The organism is Nitrospina sp. P1_D6, from assembly GCF_052156615.1.
Lineage (GTDB): Bacteria > Nitrospinota > Nitrospinia > Nitrospinales > Nitrospinaceae > Nitrospina.
In genome coordinates this window covers 552,819-574,471 of record NZ_JBQKUN010000002.1, presented here as the reverse complement: position 1 = coordinate 574,471, position 21,653 = coordinate 552,819, and the positions used below count along the sequence as shown (strand labels likewise).

19 protein-coding genes are annotated in these 21,653 nt (G+C 57.8%); 14 read left to right on the top strand and 5 right to left on the bottom strand.

Features of this window, described 5'->3' with window-relative positions; translation table 11 throughout:
- The first annotated feature begins 225 nt into the window (after positions 1 to 225).
- Positions 226 to 1,230 (top strand): ethylbenzene dehydrogenase-related protein, encoded by a 1,005-nt coding sequence (locus ACTRXA_RS06185; protein WP_442426333.1) that lies wholly within the window; start codon positions 226 to 228, stop codon positions 1,228 to 1,230.
- Between the two features lie 110 nt (positions 1,231 to 1,340).
- Here ACTRXA_RS06185 and ACTRXA_RS06180 read toward each other — a convergent pair whose 3' ends face one another.
- Entirely contained in the window at positions 1,341 to 1,655 is a 315-nt protein-coding gene (locus ACTRXA_RS06180) for a rhodanese-like domain-containing protein (RefSeq protein ID WP_005006779.1), read from the bottom strand.
- A 278-nt stretch (positions 1,656 to 1,933) separates the two neighbouring features.
- Between ACTRXA_RS06180 and flgF the strand changes: the two genes are divergently transcribed.
- The 6 genes from flgF (at position 1,934) to ACTRXA_RS06150 (ending at position 6,890) form a co-directional block, all read left to right on the top strand.
- A complete protein-coding gene (flgF, locus tag ACTRXA_RS06175; RefSeq protein WP_442426332.1) occupies positions 1,934 to 2,725 on the top strand; it encodes a flagellar basal-body rod protein FlgF in 792 nt (263 codons plus the stop codon).
- Positions 2,726 to 2,787: 62 nt separating this feature from the next.
- On the top strand, positions 2,788 to 3,576 hold the full coding sequence (gene flgG / locus ACTRXA_RS06170; RefSeq protein ID WP_005006775.1) for a flagellar basal-body rod protein FlgG: 789 nt from the start codon (positions 2,788 to 2,790) through the stop codon (positions 3,574 to 3,576).
- Between the two features lie 12 nt (positions 3,577 to 3,588).
- Entirely contained in the window at positions 3,589 to 4,338 is a 750-nt protein-coding gene (gene flgA / locus ACTRXA_RS06165) for a flagellar basal body P-ring formation chaperone FlgA (protein ID WP_442426331.1), read from the top strand.
- On the top strand, positions 4,339 to 5,079 hold the full coding sequence (locus tag ACTRXA_RS06160; protein ID WP_442426330.1) for a flagellar basal body L-ring protein FlgH: 741 nt from the start codon (positions 4,339 to 4,341) through the stop codon (positions 5,077 to 5,079). It abuts the gene before it with no gap.
- A gap of 35 nt (positions 5,080 to 5,114) precedes the next feature.
- Positions 5,115 to 6,236 carry a flagellar basal body P-ring protein FlgI gene (locus ACTRXA_RS06155; RefSeq protein WP_442426329.1) on the top strand — a complete coding sequence of 374 codons (1,122 nt, stop codon included), beginning with the start codon at positions 5,115 to 5,117 and terminating at the stop codon, positions 6,234 to 6,236.
- A 30-nt stretch (positions 6,237 to 6,266) separates the two neighbouring features.
- On the top strand, positions 6,267 to 6,890 hold the full coding sequence (locus ACTRXA_RS06150; RefSeq protein ID WP_442426328.1) for a hypothetical protein: 624 nt from the start codon (positions 6,267 to 6,269) through the stop codon (positions 6,888 to 6,890).
- A 167-nt stretch (positions 6,891 to 7,057) separates the two neighbouring features.
- Here the strand turns inward: ACTRXA_RS06150 and shc are convergent, their stop codons facing one another.
- Positions 7,058 to 9,025, bottom strand: a complete 1,968-nt coding sequence (gene shc / locus ACTRXA_RS06145; protein ID WP_442426327.1) for a squalene--hopene cyclase — start codon at positions 9,023 to 9,025, stop codon at positions 7,058 to 7,060.
- Between the two features lie 247 nt (positions 9,026 to 9,272).
- Here shc and rplM point away from each other — a divergent pair, with 247 nt between their 5' ends.
- From rplM to argJ, 4 genes are all read left to right on the top strand, one after another.
- Positions 9,273 to 9,701 (top strand): 50S ribosomal protein L13, encoded by a 429-nt coding sequence (rplM, locus tag ACTRXA_RS06140; protein ID WP_442426326.1) that lies wholly within the window; start codon positions 9,273 to 9,275, stop codon positions 9,699 to 9,701.
- A 20-nt stretch (positions 9,702 to 9,721) separates the two neighbouring features.
- Complete coding sequence (gene rpsI / locus ACTRXA_RS06135; RefSeq protein ID WP_005006763.1) at positions 9,722 to 10,111, top strand: 30S ribosomal protein S9; 390 nt, start codon at positions 9,722 to 9,724, stop codon at positions 10,109 to 10,111.
- A gap of 93 nt (positions 10,112 to 10,204) precedes the next feature.
- Positions 10,205 to 11,242, top strand: a complete 1,038-nt coding sequence (gene argC, locus ACTRXA_RS06130; protein ID WP_442426325.1) for an N-acetyl-gamma-glutamyl-phosphate reductase — start codon at positions 10,205 to 10,207, stop codon at positions 11,240 to 11,242.
- A gap of 270 nt (positions 11,243 to 11,512) precedes the next feature.
- Positions 11,513 to 12,709 (top strand): bifunctional glutamate N-acetyltransferase/amino-acid acetyltransferase ArgJ, encoded by a 1,197-nt coding sequence (gene argJ, locus ACTRXA_RS06125; RefSeq protein WP_442426324.1) that lies wholly within the window; start codon positions 11,513 to 11,515, stop codon positions 12,707 to 12,709.
- A 95-nt stretch (positions 12,710 to 12,804) separates the two neighbouring features.
- On the opposite strand, the gene ACTRXA_RS06120 is transcribed toward argJ, so the two are convergent.
- Together ACTRXA_RS06120 and ACTRXA_RS06115 are read right to left on the bottom strand one after the other, a co-directional pair.
- Positions 12,805 to 13,275: a putative signal transducing protein gene (locus tag ACTRXA_RS06120; protein ID WP_442426323.1), complete on the bottom strand. Its 471-nt coding sequence runs from the start codon at positions 13,273 to 13,275 to the stop codon at positions 12,805 to 12,807.
- Positions 13,259 to 13,969: a hypothetical protein gene (locus ACTRXA_RS06115; RefSeq protein ID WP_442426322.1), complete on the bottom strand. Its 711-nt coding sequence runs from the start codon at positions 13,967 to 13,969 to the stop codon at positions 13,259 to 13,261. The genes ACTRXA_RS06120 and ACTRXA_RS06115 overlap by 17 nt, the downstream gene beginning before the upstream one ends.
- Before the next feature lie 330 nt (positions 13,970 to 14,299).
- Between ACTRXA_RS06115 and ACTRXA_RS06110 the strand changes: the two genes are divergently transcribed.
- Together ACTRXA_RS06110 and ACTRXA_RS06105 are read left to right on the top strand one after the other, a co-directional pair.
- A complete protein-coding gene (locus tag ACTRXA_RS06110; RefSeq protein ID WP_442426321.1) occupies positions 14,300 to 15,601 on the top strand; it encodes a CDP-alcohol phosphatidyltransferase family protein in 1,302 nt (433 codons plus the stop codon).
- An 18-nt stretch (positions 15,602 to 15,619) separates the two neighbouring features.
- Positions 15,620 to 18,487 (top strand): tetratricopeptide repeat protein, encoded by a 2,868-nt coding sequence (locus ACTRXA_RS06105; RefSeq protein ID WP_442426320.1) that lies wholly within the window; start codon positions 15,620 to 15,622, stop codon positions 18,485 to 18,487.
- 36 nt (positions 18,488 to 18,523) lie between these two features.
- Here the strand turns inward: ACTRXA_RS06105 and ACTRXA_RS06100 are convergent, their stop codons facing one another.
- The gene (locus ACTRXA_RS06100; protein WP_442426319.1) at positions 18,524 to 20,515 is read right to left on the bottom strand and encodes an ATP-dependent DNA helicase; all 1,992 of its coding nucleotides are present in this window, start codon (positions 20,513 to 20,515) and stop codon (positions 18,524 to 18,526) included.
- Positions 20,516 to 20,730: 215 nt separating this feature from the next.
- Between ACTRXA_RS06100 and ACTRXA_RS06095 the strand changes: the two genes are divergently transcribed.
- Positions 20,731 to 21,636, top strand: coding sequence for a lipid-binding SYLF domain-containing protein (locus ACTRXA_RS06095; RefSeq protein WP_442426318.1), 906 nt, complete (start codon positions 20,731 to 20,733; stop codon positions 21,634 to 21,636).
- Positions 21,637 to 21,653: the final 17 nt, after the last annotated feature.

Here is a 21,653-nt window from a genome sequence, read left to right as displayed (position 1 = left end):
CATCGGGTTCAACCGGAAGGGTAAGGAGATCATCCGTGTCACGGTTGAAGAACCTTTCTATGTCCGGCCCGAAGAGCATCCTGGTGCGTTCTAAGTCGGGTATCATCTGCCGCTCCGGAACAGGGCAACAAGCCCTGTTCCGGGAGGCGGTTTGAACCTGGTTTGGAACGGGAGGGGATGCGCTTTCAAACCCGGAAACTGCTTAACAGGAGGAAAACCGTGAAAATGAAAAAAAGCGTAGTATTCGCATTGATTGCCGCATTCGTTCTGGGTGGTGCGATGGTGTCTTCTGCGGCAACCATCGAAGCCCTGAATGTCGGCAAGCGGGCCATTCCGGTAGATCCGACCGATCCTTTTTGGTCCAACTACGGACCGACCAAGGGCCGGCACGTGGTTGTCGATATGGACCCGCAGATGATCACCAACCCGATGTGGCCGAACCCGGCTACGAAGTGGGTGAACGTCAAGGCGGCACGCAATGACAAGGAAATCGCCGTTCGCCTTCAGTGGAGCGATGGTGTTCGCGACGATATCATGGTCCGGTCCCAGCAGTACAAGGACCAGGCCGCGCTGATGTTCCCGGTGAAGACAGGCAGTGAGCCTCCTTTCACCATGGGTGCGGATGGCGAGCGTGTCAACATCTGGCAGTGGAAAGCGACTTGGGATAAAGAAGCCGCTGGACGAGCCGGAAACGAAGGCATGCAGGATATGGAAGATCATTATTCCAACATGGCTATGGGTTCCGCTGGTTACTACATGTACGAGCCGGATGGAAACCTGTTGCTGAAAGGTGCCTTGAAACCGGATATGACCGGTAGCAAGGACGAGCGCGGCAAAAGTGGCGTTCACACCGGCGGCGCTGGTGAGATCGCTCAGCGTTCCACCTTTGTGGACTTTGGCATGGGTAAAAACGAAGGTGTTTACAACCCGGGCCGGGCTACCCACAACATCCTGTCCGACGCATCCATGCGGCGGTCTCCGGTTGAAGACCTCAACGCCGAGGGTTTCAGCACGCTGACCACGCAGGCCAACCAGGACGTGGATGGTAAAGGCAACTGGTCGAACGATCGTTGGGCGGTGGTTTTCAAACGCGCTTTGAAAACCGACGATGCCAATGACGCTCAATTCACTGGCAACAGCATCCCGATGGCAATCGCCATCTGGAACGGTTCCAACAAGGAACGCAATGGCCAGAAAGCCATTACGGCCTGGAATACCCTGAAGTACTGACTGACGGGCATTCTAAAAATACAAACCGGGAATGGGGTTCGCCCCATTCCCGGTTTTTTTTATCAGCCAATAAATTGGCAGCAGACAAAATTTAATTAAACGTCCTCAGTTCACTCCGCTTCCCAGCCCATATCCATCCACCGCTGCATGCCACCCTGGCTGACACAGATAATATTGGTGAGACCCGCGCCTTCCAGGGTCTCCGCGGCCTTTTGCGCCCGTCCCCCCATTTTGCAATGAACGTACACGTTCTTGTATTTTTTCAGTTCATCGGCAATATCTTCCACATCCTCGTGGTTTTGGTTGCGAGCTCCTTTGATATGAGCTTCTTCGAATTCTTCTTCCGTCCGCACATCCAGAATCAAGTCGTCGGGCCCCATGTTGGGCAACAAATCGTGCAGTTTGTCCACGCTAATATGTTCCATGAAGAGTTTTCTCCTCCTTTAATGAACTAAAAAACTCTGTTCGCTGTTTTCAGGATTCCAAACCCGGCAAATTTGACGGGGCAACCGGGCTGACCGGAAAATTCTGCCAAAAACCCAACGCTCCCATCCGATTTTTCCCATCTTGTTTCTCGACGGGACCGGGTTCTAACTTCAATCATCCAAAGGGTTAATGAGTTTTTTAGAACCAATAAAACAAACAATTACCCTTTGGCATCGATATTGCTCAAATCCCTGCATCGGATAAAAAGGAGTCAAGAATGCTTGAAGGTTTATATATAGCATCCTCAGCCGGGGTGAAGCAACATCGAAAGCTGGAAGTCATCAGCAACAACATGGCGAATCTGAACACGCCCGGATTTAAAAAGGACGACCTCGTTTTCAAGGAGATCGAGCCTCCCTTTCAGGGACCCAAAAGCCTGGAGGGGAATCGAAATACTCTTTTGCCCACGGGATTATCCAACATGGGCGTGAGCTATGTGGATGTGGATGGCCAGACCACGGATTTTCGCCAGGGAACTCTGGTGAACACCGGCAACCCTTTTGATCTTGCCATGCAGGAGGAGGGTTTCTTCGTGGTTGAAACGCCCGAGGGGCCCCGCTACACGCGAACGGGAAGTTTCCAGGTGGATGAACAAAGGCGCTTGGTAGATAAGGATGGCAATGTCCTTCAGGGCGTTGGTGAAACGAATATTTTGTTGCCACTTGATAATCCGGTGATCAGTGTGGACAAGGTGGGTACCGTCTCCGCCAGGTCCAGTCAGGAAACGCAAAACCTGGGGCAATTGAAAGTAGTCCGTTTTGACAACCCGGAGCTCCTGAAAAAGGAAGGGGATAACCTCTATTCCATGAGTGACCCGAATCAATTGCCTATTCCTGTTGAGGCACCGAACATTCAGCAAGGGTTTATCGAGAACAGCAATGTCAACGCCGTTGAAGAAATGACCAAAATGATTCAAACCGTTCGAACGTTCGAGGCGTACCAGCGGATCATCCAATCCATAGATGAGGCCGACCAGCAATCGGTGAACAGCATAGCCCGTCTGGCGTAAAGACAAGGGAATAGAGTGGGCCAAGTAGAGTCCCGAAACCCAAGTGATAAAGGAACAACACCATGATGCGATCGTTATACACCGCCGCCACAGGCATGAATGCCCAGGACCTGAATGTGAGCGTGATTTCCAACAACCTGGCCAACGTGAATACTTCAGGCTTTAAAAGAAGCCGGGCGGATTTTCAGGACCTGCTTTACCAGACGTTGAAATTGCAGGGAACCCTTTCAAACACGGGTAACCAGGTACCGACGGGTATCCAACTGGGGCTGGGTGTGAAACCGGCCGCGGTCCAAAAAATATTCTTGCAGGGGGATTTTGCCCAGACTCAAAACCCGCTGGACATCGCCATCGAAGGCGATGGTTTTTTCCAGATCACGACGCCCACCGGTAACATCGCGTACACCCGTGCCGGTACTTTCAAACTGAATCAGACGGGACAGATCGTCACGTCGGACGGCTTGCTCCTGCAACCGGCCGTCACCATCCCGCAGAACGCATTGAACATCTCCATCGACCCCTCCGGCGTTGTATCGGTCACCCAGCCCAATTCCCCGGTGCCTTCGGTTGTCGGCAACCTGCAGATCGCCACTTTTCAGAACCCGGCCGGTCTTCAGGCTTTGGGCGACAACCTGTTTTTGCAGACCGGATCATCGGGAACACCCATCGTCGGAACGCCGGCGCTGGATAACCGGGGCGCCATCAAGCAGGGTTTTCTGGAATTGTCCAATGTGAGCGTGGTGGAGGAACTGGTGAACCTGATCACCGCGCAACGAGCCTACGAGGTCAACTCCCGGACGGTTCAAACCGCAGACGAGATGCTTCAGATTGCGAGCAATTTGAAACGCTGATAGGGGGCTACGATGAATAACAAATTCAGAAAAAAATTCCAGAACCACCTGCTCCTGGTAACCGGTCTGTTGGTCTTCCTTATGGGAATTTGGAGCCTCCCGGCCTGGGCGGCCCCCACCCAGGTGATCGAGGCAAAAGCCATTCAGGAAATGGCCCGCCAGTTTCTAACACGTCAATTGACGTGGGCCCCCGATCGAATGAGGATGGATATTTTTTACAAGGGAGGGGATGTAACCCTGCCCGAAGGCGAGGTGGATTTTGATTTCCGCCTCCCGGGACATAAAAACAGGACGGGAACCATTCCCTTCAACCTCACCTTCCGTGTCGATAACTTGATCAAGCATCGCGTCACCCTGCTGGCCAAAGTCGAGGTTATGTTCGATGTGGTTCAGGCGACGAGAAACTTGCGAAGGGGAGATGTCATTTCCAGCGAGGATGTGAAGCTGGTTCAAGTGGCTTCCGCCAATCCCATCTTGAATAACGTCATGACAAACGTCGATGATGTGATTGGCCAGGAAGTGGTGAGTAATCTCGGATCAGGAGACATGATTTCCAATTATATGATTCGCCGGGTGCCTGTCGTCAAACGCGGGGATCGAATTTTACTGGTTGCCGAGAAAGGCCCTCTGCGAATCACCGCTCCGGGACTGGTCGAGGAAAACGGTTTCCAGGATGCCATCGTAAGGGTGAAAAACCTCCAAACCCAGAAAACCGTTTACGGAACCGTAAAGAATTCCAAAACGGTCACAGTGGATTTTTGAATGAATATGAAAACGTTTTCCACATTTGGACGAATCTTTTTGCTGGCCCTGGCACTTCCCGCATTGGGCCTGGGTGGGTGTGCGGCGTTGAAAGAAAAGAAACCGGACCCGGCTGAGGAGATCCTCAAGCATGCCATTTTTGAGGTCAAGAAGGACCCGTATCAGCGTTTGGAGGGGTCCCTCTGGCCGGGGGAGACGTCTGAAAACCTGTTGTTTGCGGACACCAAGGCAAAGCAGATCGGTGATGTGGTGACCATCGAGTTGGAGGAAAATTTCACTTCAACAAACTCAGCCACGACAGCCACATCACGCGATTCCAGCATAGACATCGAAACGGGGAGCGTGCTGGGCCTGCCTACAAACCTGGGCGTGTCCAATTTTCTGGGGAGCACCCAGTCGTTCAATCCGAATTTGAACACCAGCGTCAGCCGGTCGCATGATGGAGAGGGCACCACCACTCGAGCGGGAACCATGACCGGCACCATGGCGGCTATAATCACCGAGGTATTGCCCAACGGAATTTTTAAAATCGAAGGACGCCGTACAGTGATGGTGAACGACGAGGACCAGACCATGATTCTTGGAGGTTTGATCCGCCGTGTGGACATCGGTTTCGACAACACCATTTCGTCGCAGAACATTGCCAATGCATCTATCACCTATTCAGGAAAAGGTGTGGTCTCGGAAGAACAGAATCCGGGCTGGCTTTCCCGGTTCCTGGCATACGTCTGGCCGTTCTGATGAGCCGACAAGGAAATTTTATGGGAGAGAAATTGATGTTTCGTAAGTTGAGGTGGGTTCAGGTATTTGCGTTTCTCTTGTGCTTTTTGATGCTGACGGAAAACGCCAGCGCCATCCGCATCAAGGAACTGGCGAATGTGAACGGAGTGCGCGCCAACCAATTGATCGGGTTCGGGCTGGTGATCGGTTTGGCAAACACCGGTGACCGCGCCACCAACGTGTTCTTCTCAATCCAGACGATGGTCAACATGCTGCAGAAGCTGGGCGTGACGGTTCCACAGGACCGCGTCAACCAGTTGCAGTTCAAAAATGCCGCCACCGTCATGGTGACCGCCGAACTGCCGCCCTTCGCACATCAGGGTGACCGCATCGACGTGACTGTCTCCTCGCTTGGTGACTCGAGCAGTCTTCAGGGTGGGACCTTGCTCATGACTCCCTTGAAAGGTCCGGACTCCGTCACTTACGCCGTGGCGCAGGGCCCGGTATCCATTGGCGGCTTTGCCGTTCAGGGTCAGGGGCAGGGAGTGCAGGCGAATCATCTGAATGTCGGCAGGATAACCGGTGGCGGGATGGTGGAAAAAGAACTGCCCAATACGTTCCATACCAAGGAAAGCATCATCCTGTCTCTCAAACAAACCGATTTCACCACCGGCGACCGCATTGCAAAAAAAATAAATTCCGTATTGAAAGACGAGTTCGCGACGAACCTGGATGGTCGCACCATTCATATCAAAGTGCCTCAATTTTACAGGAACAATGTCGCCGAATTCGTGACACAAATCGAGGTACTGGATGTCCAACCGGATTCCGTCGCGAGAGTGATCATAGACGAAAGAACCGGCACGGTGGTCATGGGGGACAATGTAAAGATATCGAGGGTGGCCGTGGCCCACGGAAACCTGTTTGTCCAGGTCACGGAGGAACCCGTTGTTGCCCAGCCGGAACCCTTATCTGAGGGACAAACGGTGATCCTCCCAAGAACCCGGATTGCCGTAGGGCAGGATGAGGACCGCCTGATAGTCGTGCCCGAGGGCATTGACCTCGGTCAGGTGGTCAACGGGCTGAACGCCATCGGCGTGACGCCGCGCGACCTGATTTCAATACTTCAGGCGATCAAGGCGGCGGGGTCCCTGCACGCGGATCTGGATGTCATTTAAGCAAGCAAACTAGGAGAGGGGTGCACGACCATGAACGGCATCGAGCATTTAAACAAAACTTTTTTGCGGATCAAAAACTGGGGTTTTGATTTCATCGCCATCCACGTGAAGGCCATTTGCATGGTCCTCATCCTGGTGTTTCTGTCCGCGTGTGAGGTGAAGATGGCGCCTTCCCAGTTCTGGGAAACGGTCTTCACGCCGGATACCGATTCCGAGTATTACAAAAAGAAATCGGAAAACCTGGTGACCGACCTCACGCACGGAGTGCAGGAATACGAGATCAATAAAGTGGTGGTGCTCGACCTGGTAGATGACGACAATCGCGTGCCCATTTTAGGCGAGTACATGGCGTCGCGCGTGGTGGAAGCCATCACCCGCGGCCGCTTCTTCCGCGTATCGCAGAAGGGAGAGGTGCTGGCCACGCTGGAGCGTCTGGAACTCAAACCCTCCGTGCGCTATACCAGGGAAGAAATTCAGCGAATCGGTCACGAGTTGAAAGCACAGGCCATCATCAATGGCAAGGTCCGTGACATCGGCGCCAATATCGACGTTCATGTATCCATGGTGGACATTGCAAGCGGCGAGGTCATCGCCTCGGCCACCGAACAATTGAACCGGACCCGGTTTGCGGTAGAACTTCTGCGCCATTACTGACTCGCCCTCGGTAATGGAATTCCAGCCCGGATGAGCGGCTTCCCCGTTTGCCCGGGAAAACAAAACCACCCTGTCTTCAAAGACAGGGTGGTTTTTTGTATTGCAGCAGGTCGTCCCCCGGGCCCTCTTGAAAGCAGCAGCCCGTTGTCCCGGACTCAGTCCGGACTTCAGGTTGCGTCGGGTGCCCGGCGTTGAGGTACGGTGCCGTGATCGAGCACATGGCGGTAGCGCGCCAGCGCCATCAACGGGAAAAACTGCCGGTACATGTGGTAGCGGATATAGAAGTGTTCGGGGAATCCGGTACCGGTGAACTCGTCCTCGTACCACGAGCCGTCATCCTGTTGCGTGGTGATGAGGTACTCCACACCGCGGCGCACCACCTCGCTTTGCGCTTCTCCCGCTTCCACCAGCGCCATCAGCGCCCACGCGGTCTGCGACTTGGTGCTGTCGCCTTTGCCGGCATACTCGTAGTCGGAGTAGCTGTAGCAGGTCTCGCCCCAGCCGCCGTCTGCGTTCTGCCGTGAATTCAACCAGTCCACTGCCCTGCGTACCATCGAGGACTGCATGTCCTCGCCGATGGAACTGAGCCCCATCAAAACCAGCCACGTGCCGTAGATGTAGTTCACGCCCCAGCGGCCGAACCAGCACCCTTCCCGCTCCTGGCTGTCGCGGATGAACGTGAGTGCGTGCTCCACCCGCGGGTCCTTGGGGTCGTGGCCGATGCGCCCGAGCATCCACAAAATGCGTCCGGTCACATCCACCGTGGGTGGATCCAGCATGGCTCCGTGGTCGGCGAACGGGATTTCATTGAACAGTTCGTGATCGTTGTCGCGGTCGAACGCGCCCCAGCCACCGTTACTGCTTTGCATGCTCATCAGCCAGGTCAGCGCGCGCTGGAACTCGCGTTCTTTCCACTCGGTGTCGGAGATGGCGGTGCGGTGAATCGACATCAGAATCTCGGCGGTGTCGTCGGTGTCCGGGTAGGCTTCGTTGTAAAACTCGAACGCCCAGCCGCCCGGCGGTGTGTGCGGATTCTTGATCTGCCAGTCGCCGCCGCGTGTCACCTGTTTTTTCACCATCCATTCCACCGCTTTCACGATGCGCGGATCATCGCCCGGCACGCCCGCGTCCATCAAGGCGTTGCAGGAGATCGCCGTGTCCCACAAAGGCGAGACGCAGGCCTGCATCCATTCCTGCTCACCCTGCCGGATGAAGAAGCGGTCGATGCTTTCCATGCCTTTGACGATCGCCGGGTGGTCCATCGGGTAGCCCATCAGGTTCAGCGCGAGGACCGAGTTGAACATGGCGGGCTGGATGCCGCTGAAATCGCCTTCCGGTTCCTGGTGTTTGAGGATCCATTTCTCGGCGCGGCGCATGGCGATTTTGCGGAACGGTTTCCACGAGGATTTGCCCAGCAGTTTCAGCACACGGTCGGCCAGCATGAACGCCGAAGACCAGTTGAGCCCCGGGTTGCGGTTCTTCACGCCCATGTCGCGGTCGGCCCCGGTGAAGATTTCCGGGACGGATTGTTCCGTCGGCAGGGGCCACACCGGTTTCAGCGAGCACACGACGGAAAGCGGCACCACCGTGCCGCGCGACCAGCTCGACATCTCGTAGATGTTGAAGTAAAACCACGTCGGCAACAGGACCGCTTCCACCGGCGTGGCGGGGGTCCATTTCCAGTCGATCTGCCCCAGCATGGCGAGGAAGATTTTGGTGAACACCCGTGCCTTCCTCACCCCGCCCAGACCGAAAATGCACTGCCGCGCTTTCGCCATTTCGGGCGCATCCAGAGGAAGGCCGCACATCTTGAGCGCGGTGTACGCTTCCACCGTGGTGCCGATGTCCGGCGGTCCGCCGTAGTACAGCGTCCAGCCGCCGTGCTCCTGCTGTTGCGCCAGCAGGTAGTTTTTGATGCGTTCTTTTCTCTCAGGCTGGTTCAGGCCGAGGAAGTGCATCAGGAACACGTATTCGGCGGTGATGGTGACGTTCGACTCCAGCTCTTCCACCCAGTACCCTTCCGGGTATTGCGTGGAGAAATGGTGTTCGCACGAGCGGGAAATGGCCGTGTCCAGCCGGGCGCGGTCGTTTTCAACCTGCGCAGGGGCTTCTGGATTTGTGGGGTCGTTTTGCAAATTTTTTAGATTTGAATTCTGCATGATCGCGAAAAAATGGTAAACTTGGGGTTCTCCACCGGCAACGCCGATTTCCAGCCAGTCTTAAGGAAACGCTAAAATACCGCAAACCGTTTCCAAAGGGAAGCCCGGATCGGGCCCGGAAGCGATTATTTTTCAAAACCTTTCGCTTTCCTGTTGACACCGGGACCGGAGTTATCTAGTATAACCCGTTTACATATCCAGAAGAAATCTCCAGGTTATTGAAATGAAAACGTTTTCCGCGAAACAAAGCGATGTGGAAAAAAAGTGGGTCGTGGTGGATGCCGCGGACCAGCCGCTCGGCCGCGTGGCCAGCAAAGTGGCGGCCATCGTCCGGGGTAAAACCAAACCCATTTTCACCCCCCATGTGGACACCGGCGACAACGTCATCGTCATCAACGCCGCCAAGGTGAAACTCACCGGCCGCAAATGGGAAGACAAGATTTATTACCATCACACCGGTTGGCCCGGCGGCATCAAGTCGGCAACGGCACGGCAGGTGATGGAGAAACAGCCGAAGGAATTGCTGAAGAACGCCATCAACGGCATGCTTCCGAAGAACCGGCTGGGACGGACCCTGAAAAACAATTACCGGATTTACGACAACGACAATCATCCGCATGAAGGCCAGAAACCGGAAGCGGTGACGCTTTAGAGCGATTGGGAGTTTTTTGAATGGAAGATCGATATTACGCAACCGGACGGCGAAAAGAATCCATCGCCAAAGTGTGGATCACTCCGGGTGAAGGCCAGATCACGGTCAACAACAAGAATCTCGACGCCTACTTCGGTCGGCCGACGGCGGAGATGATCGTGCGCCAGCCGCTGGTTCTCACCGAGACGCTCGGCAACTTCGACATCCGGGCGACGGTACTGGGCGGCGGTTTGTCCGGCCAGGCCGGTGCCCTGCGGCTTGCGGTTTCGAAAGCGCTCCTGGGATCCGATCCCGAACTGCGCCTCCCTCTCAAAAAAGCCGGCTTCCTCACCCGCGACCCCCGCGAGGTTGAGCGTAAAAAATACGGCCGTCGTGGCGCCCGCAAACGTTTTCAGTTCTCCAAGCGCTAAAAACTCTTTTGCGGACTTTCTTTCCGCACGTTTCCTGAATTATCATGTGGAAGGTTCGGTCCCCGAACCTTCCATTTTTTTTGTGATCCCGTTATGAACCGAGTCAGCATCGCAGGGGCCACGGGGTACACCGGCATCGAACTGCTTCGCCTGCTGGTGCGTCACCCCAGTGTGCGCATCGTATCCCTGACCGCCGAATCCCACGTCGGCAGGAACATCGCCGAAGTTGCGCCCTCGCTCGCCGGTTACCTCGACCACACGCTGGTGCCGCTGGATGCCTCGATCGGCAGGGACTGCGACATCCTGTTCCTCGCCCTGCCGCACACCGCGTCGATGGCGCACGTGCCGGAATTGTTGCAGGGCGGGTGCCGCATTGTGGACTTGAGCGCCGACTACCGCCTGCACGACAGCCAGGTGTACGGCGAATGGTACAAAACGGAACACCAGAATCCCGAACTGCTGAAAGAATCGGTGTACGGCCTGCCCGAGTTGCACCGGTCTTCCATCGGCTCCGCGCGGCTCGTCGCCAACCCCGGCTGTTACCCGACGGGCGTCATCCTCGCTGCCGCACCGCTGATCCAGACCGGATGGGGCGATGCGGATTCCATCGTTGCCGACTGCAAGTCCGGCGTCTCCGGCGCCGGGCGGAAGTTGAGCCAGACCACCCAGTTCTGTGAAGCGAATGAAGGCGTCTCCGCCTACGGACTCGCCGAGCACCGCCACGCGCCGGAGATCGAGCAGGAGATCAGCCGCCTCGCCGCGCGGGACGTCACCATCACGTTCTCGCCGCACCTCATGCCCATGACGCGCGGCCTGCTGTCCACGGTGTACGTGAACCTGAAACAGGAGATCGACCGCGACCGTCTGCACGAGCATTACGAAGCGTTCTACGAGAAAGAACCCTTCGTGCGTGTTCTGCCTCCGGGCCGTTTTGCCAACACGCATTTTGTCGCCGGGTCCAACTTCTGCGACATCGGCGTGCAGGTGGACACGCGGAACCGTCGCGCCATCATCACCAGCGCCATCGACAACCTGATGAAAGGCGCATCCAGCCAGGCGGTGCAGAACATGAACCTGATGCTGGGCCTCGAAGAAACCGTGGGGCTCGACACACCGCCCCTGTTTCCATAAAGATCTTATTGGAAAACTTTTCGCAGTCCTTGACCTGGCAAGGGGTGCCTGGCAGGGATTCCTGGAAGTGACACATAGTTTCTTCGCTTCGCTCAGAATGACCCGGCTGAGCCGGGAGTCAACAGAGTGATGTCCGGTGGGCGAACCATGGGCTCTCGTTCGTTTGCCGCGGGCCACCCCCGCTGTCATGCTGAGGAGCCGGCGGCGACGAAGAATCCATGTTTTTCTTTTCCAAATATTGCGAATCAGTCCTTTTGCCTGGATACACACATGAAACTGAAAACGAAAAAAACTCTGTCGGTGCCGGGCTTTCAAGCCGGAGGCGTGGCCTGCGGCATCAAGAAAAACGGCAGGCCGGATCTCGCGCTGATCGTCTCCGACACTCCCGCCACCGCCGCCGGACTGTTCACCACCAACCGCGTGGTCAGCCCCACGGTCACGGTGACGCAACAACACATCCAAAGCGCCAAAAGCGTGCGCGCCATCGTCGCCAACAGCGGCAACGCCAACGCCTGCACCGGAACGGACGGTGACCAAACCTGCCGCGACATGGTGGCGCTCACCGCAAAGCAACTGGGTGTCGAGGATAAGGAAGTGCTGGTCGCTTCCACCGGTGTGATCGGAGTGAAACTGCCGATGGCTCCGCTGAAGAAAGGCCTGCCGCAACTGACCGCGCAACTTTCACCGAAAGGCTGGAATGATGCGGCGCAGGCGATCCTCACCACCGACCTCGTCATCAAGACCGCCTGTGTGGAGTCCAACGGCATCACCGTTGGCGGAATCGCCAAGGGATCGGGCATGATCCATCCCAACATGGCGACCATGCTGGCGTTTGTCGCCACCGATGCGAGGATCGGCAAAACCGACCTCAAGGCCGCACTCAAGATCGCCAACGAACACACCTTCAACCGCATCAACGTCGATGGCGACACCAGCACCAACGACATGGTGCTGGTTTTGGCAAACGGGCAGGCGGGAAACGCCCCGGTCAAAAAAGGCACGAAAGCGTTTCGGGATTTTGTTGAGGCGTTGACCGCAGTGTGCAAGTCGCTGGCGTTCGCCATCGTGAAAGACGGCGAAGGGGCGACCAAGTTCGTGACCGTGTCGGTGAAAGGGGCGAAGACGGAGAAAGACGCGCTCACCGTGAGCCGTGCCGTGGCGGATTCCAAGCTGGTGCAGACGGCACTGTTCGGCGAGGACCCGAACTGGGGCCGCATCATCGCCGCCGTCGGCTACGCGGGCGTGCGGGTGAAACCGGAGAAGATCGACATCGCGTTCAACGGCACGCCGCTGGTGAAAAACGGCGCGCCGGTGGCGGGGCTGTCCGTGACCGCGCTGCACAAACAGATGAAGGCGAAGGACCTGAGGATCGACATCGGCCTCGGCATGGGCAGGGCGTCGGCCGAAACCTACACCTGCGACCTGTCCTACGACTACGTCCGCATCAACGCCGAGTACACGACTTAAAAATTTTTACCACAGATAAACACCGATGAACACAGATGCCAGTGACAAGGCATCTCTTTTTTGATCTGTGTCAATCTGTGGCTGAATAAATTATTTTATTCCGTAGGCGTGGGCTGTTTCGGCCGTTTGAAGGTCGTACCGCAGGTGTGGCATTTCATGGTTTCGCGGAGGAAAAACAGCGGTGCGCCCAGAAGGGCGAACGTTAAAAGGAGCATCAGCGGATCGCCCAGCACCATGGTCGCATGGGTCCCGCCGCAACGGGGGCAGGTGAGCGGCGGTTCGGTATCGATCTCCGCGATCTCGTCCTGGTGGTCGGTGGTGAGGATGTCCTTCGCCGCGTCCACCCAGTCTTCCGGCACCTGCACCTTGATGCCGCCCACCGCCGGCGTGTACAGCCAGTTGATGCTGAGCAGGTGTTCGTCGGCGATGAACACGGGAATGCCCTCCGCCTCCAGCCGCGCCTTCGCCAGGTGCGCCTCGTAGGGCATCGAGTAGCGGGCAATGGTGACCAGTTCTGTCATGCCGTCTCCCGATCCGGTGAATGAAGAATCAATCGCCGAGTCCATAGTATTCCGTGTCGAACGGGTAAGGCGTGGGCGCGGTTCCGTGCACGCCGAACCCGCCCTGCCCTTCGGTTTTCCATTCGCGGCCGTCCACCGTTTGCAACGAGTGTCCCGCCAACAGGCCCCAGTGGTAGCGCAGTTGCACTTCCAGCGGCACTTCCATTTTACCCGAATGCGCGAGGTGACGGGTGAGCGGCTCCGAATACATGTAGAAAAAATAACCCGGCGCGTCTTTCAGGTGCAGTTCGACGTAGTGGCGTCCGTATTCCGCACCCGGACCGGCGGCAGAGGGCGTTGACTTGTACGTTGCCGCAAGGGTGCGGGTGACGGTGACGTGGGTGAACAGGGACACGGCAACCAGGTGCAGGACGAACGCCACACACAAAGCGAGGAACACCTGCAGCGCTGTGCGGAAAAAACTGAACGCCAGCACCACCACCGCGATCCCCGTGTTCGTCACGAGCAACCACAAGGGCAGGCCCTCGCCAAACGCCATCTGCAATCCCACCTTCACCAGCCCCACCCCCAGCACCGCCGCGCTCAACATCCACAACGTGACGCGGGTGATGGTTTCCGGCGACCTGCGATCCCCGGGAATCAGCAGGACACCGGGAATGGTGAGCAGGACGAACAGGCACAACTCCGCTCCAAAGGGAACGAAATTGAGTGCCGACAGAATTCCGTAAATCGCCTCCATAACTCTCCTCATTTAAGTAAGAGTAACGGAATGAAACGCTATTGGAACCCGTTCCGGTCCCAAGGTCAATGCCGTGCAACCCGGCGGCCCATCCCGATTTTGGGCTTTTATACTTTTTAGGAACTCCTAACTTTTCCAAAATTGGGACAAGCTTCAGACCGGATGGCGCGAAAGCCCCTCGCTTTCATTGTGCCACCGGAATTGATTCCGGGGGAGGCCCTTGATCTCAAAAAATAGGGCAATTATGCGTTACCCTCTTGAAATTTCTATACTTCTTGCTATGCTTGAACCAGTTTTCCCGGCGATTTTTCGACTGAAACGACCATTTGGATGGTTCTGGGCTGCGTGGAATTTTCAACCAAGGAATCCCCCGATACGGGTTCTCAGGAGCTTGATAATACAGCGGTTTTGTTTTTAACCGACCCTCCCGATACGGCTGAGCTTTCCGGCTGGTATGCGCGCAAAATCGTCGGTGTGCCATTTTTGCTGTTGAATCTGTTGCACTTGCAGAAAGCCGGGGTGCAATCGGTGACGGTGTACCACCGCGGCCTTCTGGGAGGTCAGAAGGGGCGCATGATCCCGCTCACGGAAGACTCCCGCCTGCGGATTCCGGTTGAGTGGGAATCGGATCCGGCGCGGCTGGCCGACCGCTTGAACGAGAATGCCTGTCGGCTGGTGGTGAACGGTTCCGCGCTGCACTGGCATACGGACCTGGCCGGAGTGTTGAAGGAGCCCAGCGACACCGATCTGCTGGCCCGCACCCAGGTGTATGAAGTCCCGAAGGACACCGCCCCGGAGGCGCTGGCGGCGTGCCTGAACGAATTCAGCCTGGCGGAGACGAGGAAGATCGGCCGCGTGCCGGGACCCCAGAATCTTGATACCGTGCGGCTGGTGGCGGGGGACCACAACCGCTGGGTACAGACAAAAGACGATTTCCACCGCCTGCACGAACAACTGTTGAAGCTGGGCGGCATGAGCAATGACAGCCCGATGGACCGTCTGGTCACGCGGCACATGTCGCGCCATCTGACCCGGCTGTTCATCCGGACACCGGTGACGCCGAACCAGATCACCTGGGCGCATCTGGTGCTGGGCCTGATCTCCGGCTGGTATTTTTATCTCGGCGGATACGGCAACCAGTTGACCGGTGCGGTGTTGTTGATGCTGTCGGCGTGGCTGGACAGCACGGATGGAGAGATCGCGCGGTTGCGTTTTCAGCAATCGCCCTTTGGCGGAATGCTGGACATCGTCGCGGACAACGTGGTTCACTTCGCGGTGTTTCTGGGCATCGGCCTTGGGTTGTACCGGATGACGGGCAATGCGGCGTACAGTTACATGGGCGTGGTCGCTGTGGCGGGGTCGCTGACCTGCTTTCTGCTGCTGCAGTCGGACATTTTCAGTCAGCGCACCACCGGGTCGTCGGACGCGCCGGTGGAAGAGACGGAAAGCCTGGTGGACCAGATCGCCAACCGCGATTTCATATATTTTCTGTTCGCCATGGCGGTGGTCAACCTGCTGGAAATTTTTATCGTTGTCACCGCAATCGGTTCGGTGGTGTTTGCGGGGTACGTGGCTTACAGCCGGTTTAAACCGCAAAGCCGGACTCAGGGCCAGGAATTGCAATTGAAATAAACGTTCGTTTCGGATCACATGAACCTTTACCAGGCCATCAAGGAATACGTCCCGCAGCTCAAAGCGGGCGAAGGCGACGAGCGCGGCGGCACCCTGCTCATCGGTGAAGGTTGTACCTTCCGGTCCGGCATTCCCAGAGGCGATGCGGTGGTGAAACTGATTCAGGAACGGTTTCCCGATGCCGCGCAGGGGGAAGGTAAAAGCCCGGACGAATGCCTCGACCGGCTTTCGCCCAGCCAGAAAATGAGCCTGCGCAGTGCCATGCTGGAGCAGGCCAGCATCAACTGGGCATACATCTGCATTGCCCTTTTGATGCGGGACGGTTACATCCGGCGTGTCCTCACCACTACTCCGCTTCCCCTTTTGCAGCGCGCCTGTTCCCTGGTGAACGTGTTCCCTGCGGTGTACGACTGCTCCGCCACAACGGCTCTGGACCCGGCGAAAGTGGCGGGCACGGCCATTTTTCATCTGAACGGGCAAATTCCCGGAGGGACCCCCGGCGACCTCGCTCCCGTTTATGCCGCCGCCAACGAGTTCGGCCCGTGGTTTGTCGTGGGCTACGACGACCGGGACGACGATCCCGTCTTCCAGCAACTCACGAAAGTGGAGCAGTTCAAAAACGGCCTCCTGTGGGTGCTTCCCAAAAACATTTCGCCCTCCCGTTCCGTTCACGAAAAAATCCTCACCAAGGGCAAGGAAGTGGAATACACCAATGCCAAGGATGCGGATGCGTTTCTGATTCTCATGATGCAGGAGTTGCAGGTGGAAGTGCCGGAGTTGATCGCCTTCCCGTTCAGCCACCTGGGTGATGTCCTGCGCAAGATCGCCTATTTTCCGGCGCCGGGCATGGTGGAGGAGATGCACGTGGTGGACATCGCCCTGCAGCAGATCAAGCTGGCGATCAAGGATTACGAGGGCGGGGAATGGGGCGACCTGGTGGAAGGCGAGCTGGACATGGACGTGCTCAACGAGCCTGCCCTGTTGAGCGCCCTGCAGGCGGCGCAGGCGGGACTCGTCAAGGGGGCCGCACAGGAAATCATTGCGCAACGGGCGCAGTACGATAAAACGCCGAACCCGCAGTTGGGGGACCTCCTTATCTGGGCCTACCTCAAGGAAGGCGACGATGCGTATTACAAGGCGCAGGGTGGGGATGAAAGCGCCGCGGCCATGCGCGAAAAGGCCCGCGAAAACTACGAGCAGGCCCTGAACCTGCAACCGGATGGATCGGAGATCGTGTTCAAACTGGGCAAACTGCTTGCCCAGCAGGGGCATCAGGTCCCGGGAGAGGAATCCAAATCCCTGCTTGGCCAGGCGGCGGACAAGTTCAAGCAGACCCTCGACCTCAATCCGGATTTTCTGCCGGCGCGCCTGCAACTTGGCAATGCGCTGGTGGACCTGGCCGCGCAATCGGGCAATGGAGAAGCGGACCAGTTTTTCGGCGAAGCCATTGATCAGTACCAGACCCTGCTTGAACTGGATCCGGAAAATGTGGAAGCGGCTTTCGGTTGCGGCCTGGCGCTTTACGCCCAGGCGCGAAAGAAAAAGGGTGCGGAGGCGTTGCGTCTCTATGGGCAGGCTGCGGAAAAACTGAAAATCGGCCTCAAGTACCAGCCCAACCGGCTGGATGCGTTGTTGCCAATGGGCCATTCCCTGCTGGTGTTCTCCCGCTCGAAGAAAGGGGAGGAAGCCGACCGCATGCTGGCGTTGGCCTGCGAGAAATTCCAGTACGCCTGCCAGGTGAAACCGGAGATGCCGGAAGCCCACTTCGGCTGGGCGGACGCGCTGTTCGAGCGGGCGTCGGCACGAAACGACATCAAGGCCAACGACTTTTTCGAACTGGCGCTGGATCAATACAAGACCACGGCGCGGCTGAAGCCCGATCTGCCCCGCGTGCATTTTCGCTGGGGGTTGGCGCTGTTTTACATGGCCCAGCGCAAGGACGGCAACGACTCGGCAAAACTCTATCAGCTCGCTTCGGAAAAATTCCAGACCGCGGTCAAGCTGAATCCGCAAAACGTCGACGCGTACCTGCGCCTGGGACGCATCCACGTCGAGCTGGCGCAACACGCAAAAGGTCCGGATGCGGGCAAGCTGTATAACCGCGCCATCGAGTTCTTTGAAGCGGTGCTCAAACTGCAACCCAAAAACGCCGACGCGCTGGCACAGGTGGGAACGGTGTTCCTGCACAAGGGACGGCTCAAGAATGAAGCGGATGCCGAAAGCGACCTGCGCGACGCCATGGAAAAATGCAAGACCGCGTTGGAACTCAAGCCCGGTCATTTTCAGGGAACCCTGATCTGGGGGCAGGCCCTGCTGGAAATGGGGCTCAATCGCGTCGATCCGGATGCGTGGGTGTTCGAGGAGGCGGAGGAGAAACTGAAGGCCGCTCTCGAACAGCAACCGAACCATCCGGACGCGCTGGTGGGCCTGGCGAACTGCCTGCTGAACAAGACACGGACCATGAATGCGGACAAGGCCGCGGACGCGCTGGAAGAAGGACTCAACCACGTACAGACGGTGCTGGAAGATCATGACCAGTCCGCCCCGGCGCGCAACGTCATGGCCGCCATCCTGATGGAACAGGCGCGGAACAAACGCGGCATCAATGCGCATCCTCTGCTGGCGGAGGCCAAGGGTCACCTGCAGCGGGCCGAAGACCTGCAACCGGGTTCGGCCACCTACAACATGGCACGGCTCATGGCGCAACTCAACAACGAGTCGGGGTGCCGCGAATGGCTGGAGAAGTGCAAGGCCAACGGCGTCCTGCCGTCGTCGCTCATGCTCACCAAGGACCCCTTCCTGGAGCCGATGCGCGAGTCCAAATGGTTCAAGAAACTCGCCGGTTCCGGCAGTGAACCGAAGGAAGAAAAAGCGCAGGCTTCCTGATCCCGCCGCGCGCTCCCCCTTGATTTCAATTTCCGTTTAAATATTTTCCGAAAGGTCGACCGGGTCGGTCTTCAGCGCGGGACTTTGCTCGAGGAAGCGGGCAATGTCTTCCACCTTGCCCGTCGTCCGGCAGGGCGGCAGGGAGGCGAGGAATTGCTTGCCGTAACCGCGACTGCTCATGCGCGCATCGAGGATGCTCACCACGCCGCGGTCGGTGGCTTTACGGATGAGCCGCCCGAACCCCTGGCGCAACTGAATGATGGCGCGCGGGATCTGGTAATGGCGGAAGGGATTGATCGACCGCTTCTTCAAATCCTCGATGCGGGCTTCCACCAGCGGTTCGGTCGGCACGTCGAACGGAAGCTTGGTGATGATGACGCTGGACAGCGCATCGCCGGGAATGTCCACCCCCTGCCAGAACGAGCTGGTGCCGAAGATCACCGACGGCGATTCTTTAAAACGTTGAATCATGCGTGTCGGCGAGAGCTCGCCCTGTTTGAGCAGCTGGTATTTCTGAAGCTGGGGATCGAGGATGCGGTGCACGCGGTTCAGCGTGTCATAGCTGGTGAACAGCACGAACGTCTTGCCGCCTGTGGCGTGGATCAGCTCCATGCACCTTGCGGCGATGGCCTGCACGTACTTGTCGGTGTCGCCGCCGGGATCGGGCAGGTCCTTCGGCAGATACAACAACGCCTGCGTTGCGTAGTCGAATGGCGAGTCCAGAATGCGTTCGTCGCCGGGGTCGCATCCCAGCCGCTCCTTCACGTAATTGAACGTGCGGTTGGTGGTGAGTGTCGCCGAGGTCATCACGATGCGGTCGGTCTTGCCGAACACCTGCTCGCGCAGTTCGCCGTCGATGTGGATCGGCACGCCGCGCAGGGTGGCGCGCACGAAACGTTTCTTGTTCACCACCTCCAGCCAGTAAACGTACTCCTTCATGTTCTGGTTCAGCAGGGCAGAGAGGGAATTGTTCACTTCAAAGAAGCGCACCGCCGCGGCGTGCATCTCCAGGTATTCTTCTTCATTGTCGAGGCGGGAGGCCAGCGACTTCACCGCCTCGTACAGGTTCTGCAGTGGAATGTAGATGCTGTTGTTCAGAGCCGGCGGCTGGTAGAAGCGCAGCGTGCGGTCACTGCGTCCGTACTGGTCGAGCACGTTGGTGAAGAATCCCTCCACCGCCACCCGCACCCGCGCCACCTGCTGCTTGATCTCCAGCGTCCACTCGTCGCGGATGCGCGTCAGCGAGCCGCGTTTGGTGCGCGGATTATAAAAGCGGTCGAGAAAATAAATGAGGCCCGAGTTCGACATCTCGAGGCCGAGGAACGACGTCGCCGCTTCTTCCAGGTTCTGCGCCTCGTCGAAGATCACCGCGTCGAAGCGCGGCAGCACGGCGCCGTTGTTGGCGACGTTGGCGAAGAACAGGTGGTGGTTGACGATGAGCAGGTGCGCGCCGAACCAGCGCCGCCGTTCCTTGAAGTAGAAACACGAGTCGTAGGTCTCGCAGTTTTTGCCGAGACACAAATCCTTCTGCCGCCCCACTTCCTCCCACACCGCAGGCGACGGCTCGAACGGCAGGTCGCTTTTGAAACCGGTCTTCGTCTGGCGCGCCCAGCCGAAGATGTTGGTCAGTTGTTCCTCCTCGTCCACGTTGTTGAACAGCCCCGCCTGCCCGGCGCGTTTCATGCGGCGAAGCGAAAGGTAGTTTTCGTTGCCCAGGCACAGCGCGTAACGGAACTGGAGACCCAACTGCTCCTGCAGGATGGGAATGTCGTGGTTCAGGATCTGCTCCTGCAACGTCTTCGTGTAGGTGGAGATGACGACGCGTTTCTCGTTGGCCACCGCCCACTGGATGGCGGGCACCAGGTAGGCGAGGCTCTTGCCCGTGCCGGTACCTGCTTCGACCAGCAGGTGGCCGCTGTCCGACAGGGCCGACTCCACAGCCTCGGCCATCTCCAGCTGCTGGGAGCGGAACTCGAAGCCGGGAAACCGCGTGGACAGCACGCCCTCGCGGTCGAAATAGTCACGCATGGGGGGAAACGTCATGATTCAGGTCAGGAGCCCTCAGGCAAGAGGGGGTTTTTTAAAAAATGATATTGTTTTAAATTGTTGATTTTTTGTCGTTTATTAAATATAATAAATTCACTTAAATCATAAAACCTAAAGTAATTTCTTGGTTTTTTCGGGCAGCGCCGCCCGGCTGGGCCGGGCCGTTTACCATTCCGCTTTTATTTGGAGACCGCACCATGAAATCCCTTGTTGCCGCTTTGACGGCGATCGTCACCCTGTCGGGCCTGCTGGTCACCGGGGCGCAGGCCGGACTCTCCGCACAACAGCAGATCCTGCAGGATTCCCAGTTTGTGCTGGAAGAGATTATATCGGCTCCGGACGAAGGAATCCCGTCCAATCTGATGGCGAAGGCCAAAGCCATCGTCATCATGCCCACCATGGTGAAGGGCGGCTTCTTTGTCGGCGCGCGCTACGGCACCGGCGTGGTGGCGGTACGCGACGCCAAAACGGGCCGCTGGGGTCCGCCGGCCTTCATCAGCACCTATGGCGGCAGTTTCGGCTTCCAGTTCGGCGCGCAGGCGGTGGACCTGGTCCTGCTGGTGATGAGCGAGCGCGGCGTCAACGCGTTGTTGGACAACAAATTCACGCTGGGCGGCGACCTCGCGGTGTCAGTAGGACCCGTCGGCCGCTACGCCGAGGCGGGAACGGACATCGCCTTCCAGGGCGAGGTGTATTCGTACTCGCGGAGCAAAGGTGCGTTCGCCGGGGTGTCGGTGAAGGGCGCCCTGTTCCAGCCGAACGAAACCTACACCCAGCAGTACTACCACACGCATTTGTCCTCGCGGCAGATCATGTTCTACGGGGGCATGAACCAGGTGCCGAGGTCCAGCGCCATTTTCATGCGCAACCTCAACCGGTTGGCGCCCGCATCGCCCTCGGTGTTGACCAAGCTCCAGCGCGCGATCCCGCAAACCACCGCCCAGCACAAACCGAAAATGCAGTCGCAGACGAAAATCCCGGAACCCGCACCGCAGGAAATGAAAAAGAAAGTTCCGGGCCAGGGGGAGCTCATCCAGAAATCCGAAGCTCCCCGGCAGACCGAGCGGCCCCTCCAGCTACCGAAACCTCAACCGCTCTGGTGACTTCAGGCAGGCAGGGA

Excerpts from the sequence above, each read along its gene's own strand:
- ACTRXA_RS06185 (WP_442426333.1), top strand. The coding sequence starts at position 226 with ATGAAAAAAAGCGTAGTATTCGCATTGATTGCCGCATTCGTTCTGGGT.
- ACTRXA_RS06180 (WP_005006779.1), bottom strand. The coding sequence starts at position 1,655 with ATGGAACATATTAGCGTGGACAAACTGCACGATTTGTTGCCCAACATG.
- flgF (WP_442426332.1), top strand. The coding sequence starts at position 1,934 with ATGCTTGAAGGTTTATATATAGCATCCTCAGCCGGGGTGAAGCAACAT.
- flgG (WP_005006775.1), top strand. The coding sequence starts at position 2,788 with ATGATGCGATCGTTATACACCGCCGCCACAGGCATGAATGCCCAGGAC.
- flgA (WP_442426331.1), top strand. The coding sequence starts at position 3,589 with ATGAATAACAAATTCAGAAAAAAATTCCAGAACCACCTGCTCCTGGTA.
- ACTRXA_RS06160 (WP_442426330.1), top strand. The coding sequence starts at position 4,339 with ATGAATATGAAAACGTTTTCCACATTTGGACGAATCTTTTTGCTGGCC.
- ACTRXA_RS06155 (WP_442426329.1), top strand. The coding sequence starts at position 5,115 with ATGTTTCGTAAGTTGAGGTGGGTTCAGGTATTTGCGTTTCTCTTGTGC.
- ACTRXA_RS06150 (WP_442426328.1), top strand. The coding sequence starts at position 6,267 with ATGAACGGCATCGAGCATTTAAACAAAACTTTTTTGCGGATCAAAAAC.
- rplM (WP_442426326.1), top strand. The coding sequence starts at position 9,273 with ATGAAAACGTTTTCCGCGAAACAAAGCGATGTGGAAAAAAAGTGGGTC.
- rpsI (WP_005006763.1), top strand. The coding sequence starts at position 9,722 with ATGGAAGATCGATATTACGCAACCGGACGGCGAAAAGAATCCATCGCC.
- argC (WP_442426325.1), top strand. The coding sequence starts at position 10,205 with ATGAACCGAGTCAGCATCGCAGGGGCCACGGGGTACACCGGCATCGAA.
- argJ (WP_442426324.1), top strand. The coding sequence starts at position 11,513 with ATGAAACTGAAAACGAAAAAAACTCTGTCGGTGCCGGGCTTTCAAGCC.
- ACTRXA_RS06120 (WP_442426323.1), bottom strand. The coding sequence starts at position 13,275 with ATGGACTCGGCGATTGATTCTTCATTCACCGGATCGGGAGACGGCATG.
- ACTRXA_RS06115 (WP_442426322.1), bottom strand. The coding sequence starts at position 13,969 with ATGGAGGCGATTTACGGAATTCTGTCGGCACTCAATTTCGTTCCCTTT.
- ACTRXA_RS06110 (WP_442426321.1), top strand. The coding sequence starts at position 14,300 with ATGGTTCTGGGCTGCGTGGAATTTTCAACCAAGGAATCCCCCGATACG.
- ACTRXA_RS06105 (WP_442426320.1), top strand. The coding sequence starts at position 15,620 with ATGAACCTTTACCAGGCCATCAAGGAATACGTCCCGCAGCTCAAAGCG.
- ACTRXA_RS06100 (WP_442426319.1), bottom strand. The coding sequence starts at position 20,515 with ATGCGTGACTATTTCGACCGCGAGGGCGTGCTGTCCACGCGGTTTCCC.
- ACTRXA_RS06095 (WP_442426318.1), top strand. The coding sequence starts at position 20,731 with ATGAAATCCCTTGTTGCCGCTTTGACGGCGATCGTCACCCTGTCGGGC.